Origin of the sequence: Curtobacterium sp. NPDC087080 (assembly GCF_044745105.1) — a bacterium.
Taxonomy (GTDB): domain Bacteria; phylum Actinomycetota; class Actinomycetes; order Actinomycetales; family Microbacteriaceae; genus Curtobacterium.
Genome location: NZ_JBIUZP010000003.1, coordinates 667,941 through 675,576, shown reverse-complemented (window position 1 = coordinate 675,576; position 7,636 = coordinate 667,941). Strand labels below are relative to the sequence as shown.

The 7,636-nt window shown below is 72.1% G+C and carries 8 protein-coding genes and 1 pseudogene; 4 read left to right on the top strand and 5 right to left on the bottom strand.

What is annotated here, in order from left to right:
• From ACIPEQ_RS11425 to ACIPEQ_RS11405, 5 genes and pseudogenes are all read right to left on the bottom strand, one after another.
• Positions 1-189 (bottom strand): annotated as a pseudogene (locus ACIPEQ_RS11425) (hypothetical protein); the annotation flags it as partial.
• A 12-nt stretch (positions 190-201) separates the two neighbouring features.
• A complete protein-coding gene (locus ACIPEQ_RS11420) occupies positions 202-507 on the bottom strand; it encodes a hypothetical protein (RefSeq protein WP_209678089.1) in 306 nt (101 codons plus the stop codon).
• A 23-nt stretch (positions 508-530) separates the two neighbouring features.
• A complete protein-coding gene (locus ACIPEQ_RS11415; protein WP_126891821.1) occupies positions 531-722 on the bottom strand; it encodes a DUF2273 domain-containing protein in 192 nt (63 codons plus the stop codon).
• Entirely contained in the window at positions 715-1,179 is a 465-nt protein-coding gene (locus ACIPEQ_RS11410) for an Asp23/Gls24 family envelope stress response protein (protein ID WP_402715240.1), read from the bottom strand. The genes ACIPEQ_RS11415 and ACIPEQ_RS11410 overlap by 8 nt, the downstream gene beginning before the upstream one ends.
• Positions 1,180-1,344: 165 nt before the next feature.
• On the bottom strand, positions 1,345-2,538 hold the full coding sequence (locus ACIPEQ_RS11405; protein ID WP_126892665.1) for a helix-turn-helix domain-containing protein: 1,194 nt from the start codon (positions 2,536-2,538) through the stop codon (positions 1,345-1,347).
• Positions 2,539-2,822: 284 nt separating this feature from the next.
• On the opposite strand from ACIPEQ_RS11405, the gene ACIPEQ_RS11400 reads away from it, so the two are divergent.
• From ACIPEQ_RS11400 to pgi, 4 genes are all read left to right on the top strand, one after another.
• A complete protein-coding gene (locus ACIPEQ_RS11400) occupies positions 2,823-3,125 on the top strand; it encodes a metal-sensitive transcriptional regulator (RefSeq protein ID WP_402715239.1) in 303 nt (100 codons plus the stop codon).
• Positions 3,126-3,159: 34 nt separating this feature from the next.
• A complete protein-coding gene (locus tag ACIPEQ_RS11395; RefSeq protein WP_126892667.1) occupies positions 3,160-3,378 on the top strand; it encodes a heavy-metal-associated domain-containing protein in 219 nt (72 codons plus the stop codon).
• Positions 3,375-5,666 carry a heavy metal translocating P-type ATPase gene (locus tag ACIPEQ_RS11390; RefSeq protein WP_402715238.1) on the top strand — a complete coding sequence of 764 codons (2,292 nt, stop codon included), beginning with the start codon at positions 3,375-3,377 and terminating at the stop codon, positions 5,664-5,666. The genes ACIPEQ_RS11395 and ACIPEQ_RS11390 overlap by 4 nt, the downstream gene beginning before the upstream one ends.
• A gap of 143 nt (positions 5,667-5,809) precedes the next feature.
• On the top strand, positions 5,810-7,519 hold the full coding sequence (pgi, locus tag ACIPEQ_RS11385) for a glucose-6-phosphate isomerase (protein WP_402715237.1): 1,710 nt from the start codon (positions 5,810-5,812) through the stop codon (positions 7,517-7,519).
• Positions 7,520-7,636 lie beyond the last annotated feature (117 nt).

Genomic DNA, 7,636 nt, shown 5'->3' with positions numbered 1-7,636 from the left:
GAGGGCGGTGTCGGCGACGGTCTGCGGGTCCGCCAGCAGCGGGCCCTGTCCGATGGCCTTGAGGACCGCTTCGGTGCCGATCCACGCCGCGACCAGTGCGACGACGACCAGGGTGATCGCGAGGGCGGTGGACCGGGACCGGTGGATGCTGCGACGACGCAGCCGCTTCTCGAGCTGTTCGGTGCTCATGCTTGCCTCCTCCTACCGGACCCGGCCCTCGTGCGCACGCACGATCCCGGTCAGTTCGATGTGGGTCCGACCCACCCGTCGACCGGAGAGGTCCCCGACGCGGGAACGGATCGTGTCCGCAGCCGCCGACGCCGCGGAGACGACGTCTCCGCCAGCGGCGATCGGGCCGGTGACCTCGAGCGCGAGCGCGCCGTCGTGGTCCTCCACCCCGACCCGGAGCCGCTTCGCGGGAGCGCCGAGACGCTCCGCTGCGACGGCCCGGGCCAGCGCCGTCAGCGCCCGGGCAGTGATCTCGACCCGGCCCGGGACCGCGCTCACCGGGAGGCTCCCCGGGCCGGCGCTCACCGGGAGCTCCGGCGTCCGGTCAGCACGTCGGTCAGGGCACCACGGTCGATCTTGCCCGTCGCGATCGCGGCCACGAGGGCACCGATCAGACCGAACACGACCACCAGGACGAAGCCCCAGAACCCGAACTGCAGTGCCACGACGGCGAGGATGGCGCCGATCAGCGCGCCGACGAGTGTGTTACTCAACGCGGGACTCCTTCTTCTCGTCGCTGTCGTCGTCATCCCCCGGGATGAAGACGTCCTGGACGGTCACGTTGACCTCGGCGACCTCCATGCCGACGATCTGCTCCAGCGCGCGAGCGACCGACGAACGGACACCGTCCGCGACCTGCTGCAGCGACACCGGGTACTCCGCGACGATCACGACGTCCGCGGCGACCTGCTTCTCGCCGACCTCGACCTTGACGCCCTGACCGTGGTCACGCTGACCGATCGCGTCGCGGATCGCGCCGATCGCACGAGCGGCGCCGCCGCCCAGCGAGTGCACGCCGTTGACCTCACGCGCGGCGATGCCGGCGACCTTCGACACGACGGTGTCGTCGATCGTGGTCTTGCCCGCAGTGCCCGAACCGTTCTGGACGGCCGAGCGCGACGCCGCCGAAGCGGTCGCCGGAGTGGTCGAGGTGGTGGTGGTGTCAGCCATTGGAGGCTCCCTTCGAGTGCCCGCCGGGACTCGTTCCCAGCGGATGCTGTTCACGGATGAGACGGGCTGACACCGAGGTTCGTCACGCGGCTGTCCCGGGTTCCAGCGGTCTTCCAGGAGAAGCGCCAGAACGCCGGTTCTCCGTGTACCCCGACGGAGGAGTCGTCAGTCGGTGCCGCCGATACCGGCCCCGGTGTTGCGCGACGCAGCGTCGCGCACGGAGCGCACGTACGCCATCGGGGACAGCCCGCACTCCTGCTGGAAGAGCTGCTGCAGCCGGCGCGGACGCACCCCCGCCGCGTCCGCGATGTCGTCGACGGTCAGGTCGCTCCCGGCGTGCTCGACGATGTGCGCCACGGCTCGTCGGACCCGCCAGGAGGTCCGTCCGGACTCGGGTCGTGCGGCGCGCGACCCCCGGAGCGTCGCGGCCGGGTCCTCCCCGAAGCGCTCCCGGTACGCCGCCGCGAAGCGACCGGGGTTGGTGAAGCCCCACCGTCGGGCGACCGGCGTCACGCCCTCGTCACCGGCTGCACGGAGCAGCTCGCGACGCACGCAGTCGAGCCGGTGGTCGCGCATGAAGCGGTTGGGTGTGGTGCCGAGCGTCCGTGCGAAGACGTCCTGCAGCCCGCGCTGGCTCAGTCCGCAGGCGGCGGCGATGTCGGGCACCGAGGGGCGGTCGTGCGCGTGCGCCTCGATGTGACGGATCGCGTCGCGCAGTCGGTTCGCGACGGGGACGTCCTGACCCCGGTTGCGGATCGGGAAGGTGTCCAGCACGACCACCGCGAGCCGCCGGTTCAGTGCTGTCCGCATCGGACCGACCACACGGTCGTCGAGCAGCGCGGGTGCGAGGTCCTGCACCAGGCGACGGAGCGGCTCGCGCCGGGCGATCGTCTCGTCCTGCTGGTCGAACAGCAGCGGACCGTCCGGCAGGCGGTAGCCGAGTCCTGCGCCGACCGACCGGAGGAACGGGTCCGACACGTGCAGTCCGTTGTAGACGGTGTCGGCCGACTCGAAGCGGTACGCCTCGGACGCGGATGCGATGTAGGGGCTTCCCGGCTCGATCACGCGCGTGCGGTCCGCGAAGTGCATCTCGAGGCGTCCGTGGGTGAGCCAGAACACGACGTGGTCGTTGCGCGGGCCGATCACGCCGCCGCGACGACCGCCCTCGGCGCGCATGGTGCGGAGCGTGACGTCGTCGTCGCCCACGATCGTGTACTCGTACCGGGTGCCCTCGGCGACGTAGGTCTCGGTGCCGAGGTCGCGGCCGTTGTACTCGGCCGAGAAGATCCGGCCGTAGTCGGTGCCGTCGCTCTCGGTGAACCGCAGGCGGCGGAAACCGTTCGTCGACGAGGTGCTCACCCGCGCATCATGCCAGCACTGTCCGGGATGCGCGCTTCCTACGTCGGTCGCGACGGGTGCCGGACGGGAGGCGCGCGGCCGTGCCCGCCACGCGCCTCCCGTCCGGTGCACCGCCTCGATCCGCATGCTGACGATGATCCGCCGGGCCGCGCAGACCGTCTCCCGTGCGGACGAGGGACGCCAGCGCTCAGTGACAGATTCTCAGGGAAGTCTCCGCGTCGGCGTGCTCCGCTGCGATCGAAATACCCCAGGGGGGTACCGTGTTCGGAGAGGTGGAGGTCAGGATGCCAGCAGCACCACACGCGCACGTCGGGTACATCGAGGACAAGGACGACCTGCTCAAGCGGTTGCGCCGCGCGGAGGGGCAGGTGCGCGGGATCGCCCGCATGGTGGAGGACGAGACGTACTGCATCGACGTGCTGACCCAGATCTCGGCGGCGAACCGCGCGCTCGAGCGGGTCGCCCTGTCGCTGCTCGAGGACCACCTGCGCCACTGCGTCGCCGAGGCCGTGGCCGAGGGCGGCGACACCGCCGACGCGAAGCTCCGCGAGGCGAGCGACGCGATTGCCCGATTCGTCCGTTCCTGACCACACCACCACCACCACACACCGAGGAGGACCCATGACCACCGAGACCGTCGCCGTGACCGGGATGACCTGCGAGCACTGCGTGGCGAGCGTGACCGAGGAGGTCTCCGAGCTCGCCGGCGTGACCGACGTCGCCGTCGACCTGGTGCCGGGCGGATCGTCGTCCGTCACCGTCACGTCGGACCACCCGATCGACGACCACGCCCTGCGCGGCGCGATCGCGGAGGCGGGGTACGAGGTCGTGGCCCGGTGAGCGAGGGCGTCGTCGAGCTCGACATCACGGGGATGACCTGCGCCTCGTGCGCGAACCGTGTCGAGCGGAAGCTGGGCAAGCTGCCGGGTGTCACCGCCACCGTGAACTACGCGACCGAGCAGGCGCAGGTGTCGGTGACCGACCCGGACGCGGTCGACACCGCGGCGCTCGTCGCGGCGGTCGAGGCCGCCGGGTACGGCGCGACCGAGCACGTGCGGCGGCCGGCGCCCGGAGCCGACGACGACGCAGCCGACGCCGAGACCCGTGACGACGCGACCGCGCCCCTGCGGCAGCGGCTCGTCGTCTCCACCGTGCTCGCCGTGCCCGTGGTGCTGCTCTCGATGGTGCCGGTCCTGCAGTTCCCGAACTGGCAGTGGGCGGCCCTGGCGCTGGCGGCGCCGGTCGCGGTGTGGGGCGCGCTGCCCTTCCACCGTGCCGCGTGGGTGAACGCCCGGCACGGCGCCGCGACCATGGACACCCTGGTCAGCCTCGGCGTCCTCGCCGCGTTCGGGTGGTCGCTGGTCGCGCTCTTCATCGGCGACGCCGGTCGGCCGGGCATGCACATGACCTTCTCGTGGTTCGCCACGGACCCCGAGGCGAGCGACCTCTACCTCGAGGTGGCGGCTGCCGTCACGGTGTTCATCCTGGCCGGCCGCTACATGGAGGCCCGGGCGAAGCAGCGGTCCGGAGCGGCCCTGCGTGCGCTGCTCGAACTCGGCGCGAAGGACGCCTCGGTGCTCCGCGACGGGCCGTCCGGGCCCGTCGAGACCCGTGTGCCCGCCGCGTCGCTCGTCGTCGGGGACGTCGTCGTCGTCCGGCCGGGGGAACGGATCCCGAGCGACGGCGTCGTGCGCGAGGGCTCCTCCGCCGTCGACCTCAGCATGCTCACCGGAGAGAGCGTGCCGGTCGAGGTCCGTCCGGGCGACCGTGTGACCGGGGCCACCATCGACGTCGGGGGGCGGCTCGTGATCGAGGTCACCGCCGTCGGCGCCGACACCGAGCTCGCCCGGATGGGCCGCCTCGTGGAGGAGGCGCAGACCGGCAAGGCCGCCGTGCAGCGGCTGGCCGACCGCGTCTCGGCGGTGTTCGTGCCCGTCGTCATCGGCCTCGCGGTCGTCGCGTTCGTCGGCTGGCTCGTCGCCGGTGGCTCCCTGACCGCGGCGTTCACCGCTGCCGTCGCGACACTGATCATCGCCTGCCCGTGCGCCCTCGGGCTCGCGACCCCGACCGCCCTGCTCGTCGGTACGGGCCGCGGCTCGCAGCTCGGCATCCTGATCGGTGGACCGCAGGCCCTCGAACGGACGCGTGCCGTCGACACGATCGTGCTCGACAAGACCGGGACCGTGACGACCGGGGAGATGCGCCTGTCGGCGGTCCTGCCGGTCGACGGCGCACCGGACGCCGACGCGGCCCTGCTCGCCGTGGCCGCTGCGGTCGAGGACGGCTCCGAGCACCCCGTCGCGCGGGCGATCGTCCGGTCGGCACGGTCGCGTGACGTCGTCGTACCGACGGCGGAGCAGTTCACCGCGACGCCCGGTGCCGGAGCGCAGGCGTTCGTCGACGGCGAGGTCGTCGTCGTCGGCACCGCTCGGTGGCTCGCCGAGGCGTGGGCCGTGCCAGTGCCGAACGCGCTGGCCGGACGGGTCGACGCGGCCGAGGCTGACGGTGGGACCGCGGTCCTCGTCGCACGGGGTGGCAGCGTGATCGGCGCGGTCGTCGTCGGCGACACCGTGAAGCCCGAGGCGCCGGAGGCCGTTCGGCGCTTCGTCGCGCTGGGTCTGCGTCCCGTGCTGCTCACCGGCGACAACGAGGGCGCTGCCCGCGCCGTCGCGGTCCGGCTCGGCATCGACGAGGTGCACGCCCGGGCGACCCCCGCCTCGAAGCTCGAGACCGTCCGACGGCTGCAGGCCGAGGGGCGGACGGTCGCCATGGTCGGCGACGGGGTGAACGATGCCGCGGCACTCGCGGCCGCGGACCTCGGCATCGCCATGGGAGCCGGCACCGACGCGGCGATCGCGGCGAGCGACATCACCGTCGTGAGCGGGCGGCTCACCGTCGTGGCGGACGCGGTCCGGCTGTCGCGGGCGACGCTCCGCACGATCCGCAGCAACCTGTTCTGGGCGTTCGCGTACAACGTCGCGGCGATCCCGCTGGCGATGGCGGGACTGCTGAACCCGGTGCTGGCGGGTGCGGCGATGGCGTTCTCGTCCGTCTTCGTGGTGACGAACAGCCTGCGCCTGCGGCGCTTCCGGGCCACGGCCGAGGAACCGGCGGCGTCGACGGCGTGACCGGCGGGGCGGACGTGCACCGTGCCTCCCGGGCGACTGTGCACGTCACCTGCCGGAGCGCACTACGCTCGGACGTGGTCCGCGACGCAGCGCTGCGGTGACCCGCGGTCCAGTACGTCTTGAAGGTACCCAGGAGGACCGAAGTGACCGAATCCGCTCCCGTCGACCCCACATCGACCGACGGCTGGAAGAAGCTCGCCGGCATCGCCGACGGCTTCACCCCGGACCTGCGCGGCTGGTTCGACAGCGACCCCGGTCGTGCCGAGCGCTACACGTTCCAGGCCGCCGACCTGACCGTCGACCTGTCGAAGGGCCTCGTCGACGACGAGATCCTCGGCGCCCTGCTCCAGGTCGCGAAGGACACCGGCGTCGCCGAGCGCTTCCGGGCGATGCTCGCCGGCGAGCACATCAACGTGACCGAGGACCGTGCCGTCCTGCACACCGCGCTCCGTCGTCCGGAGGGCATCGAGCCGGCGCTGGTCGTCGACGGGCAGGACGTGGACGCCGACGTGCACGCCACCCTCGACAAGGTCTACGCCTTCGCGGAGCAGGTGCGTGACGGCTCGTGGACCGGTGTCACCGGCAAGCGCATCGAGACGGTCGTGAACATCGGCATCGGTGGATCGGACCTCGGCCCGGTCATGGTCTACGAGGCGCTCAAGCCGTACGTGCAGGACGGGCTCGAGGCGCGCTTCGTCTCGAACATCGACCCCGCCGACATCTACGAGAAGACCGCGGACCTCGACCCGGAGACCACGCTCTTCATCGTCGCGTCGAAGACGTTCGGCACGCTCGAGACCCTGACGAACGCCCGCCTGGCCCGCCAGTGGCTGTGGGAGCGCCTGGGCCTGACCGACGCGTCGGACGACGAGAAGTCGAACGCCGTCGCCAAGCACTTCGTCGCCGTCTCGACCGCGCTCGACAAGGTCGCCGCGTTCGGCATCGATCCCGAGAACGCCTTCGGCTTCTGGGACTGGGTGGGCGGCCGCTACTCGGTCGACTCCGCCATCGGCACCTCGGTCGTCATCGCGATCGGCAAGGAGAACTGGCAGCAGTTCCTCGCCGGCTTCCACGCGGTCGACGAGCACGTCCGCACCACGCCGCTCGAGCAGAACGTCCCCGTCCTGATGGGCCTGCTCAACGTCTGGTACACGAACTTCCTCGGCGCGCAGAGCCACGCGGTCCTGCCGTACACGCAGTACCTGCACCGCTTCGCCGCGTACCTGCAGCAGCTCACGATGGAGTCGAACGGCAAGCGTGTCCGCTGGGACGGCTCGCCCGTCACGACGGACACCGGCGAGGTCTTCTGGGGCGAGCCGGGCACGAACGGCCAGCACGCGTTCTACCAGCTCATCCACCAGGGCACCCGCCTGATCCCCGCGGACTTCATCACGGTCGCAAAGCCGGCCCGTCCGCTCAAGGACGAGTCCGGCGACGGCGGGGCCGTGCAGCCGGGCCAGGACGTCCACGCGCTGTTCCTCGCGAACTTCTTCGCCCAGACGAAGGCGCTCGCGTTCGGCAAGACCGCCGACGAGGTCCGCGCGGAGGGCACGACCGACGAGGGGATCGTCGCCGCCCGCACCTTCACGGGCAACAAGCCGTCCACGTCGATCCTCGCGCCGGAGCTCACCCCGAGCGTGCTCGGTCAGCTCATCGCGCTGTACGAGCACATCGTGTTCACCGAGGGCACCATCTGGGGCATCGACTCGTTCGACCAGTGGGGCGTCGAGCTCGGCAAGCAGCTCGCGCTGCAGATCGCACCGGCCGTCGACGGCGACCAGGACGCGCTCGCGTCGCAGGACTCCTCGACGAAGGCGCTCATCGCGAAGTACCTGGAGCTGCGCGGCGAGTAGGGCGCGCACCTGACGGACGGGAGGCGCGGTGCCGGCTGGCACCGCGCCTCCCGTCCGTCGCGTGCGCGCGTGCCGCGTGCCGCGGGGCGCCCGGGGCGCCCGGGGCGCCCGGGGCGA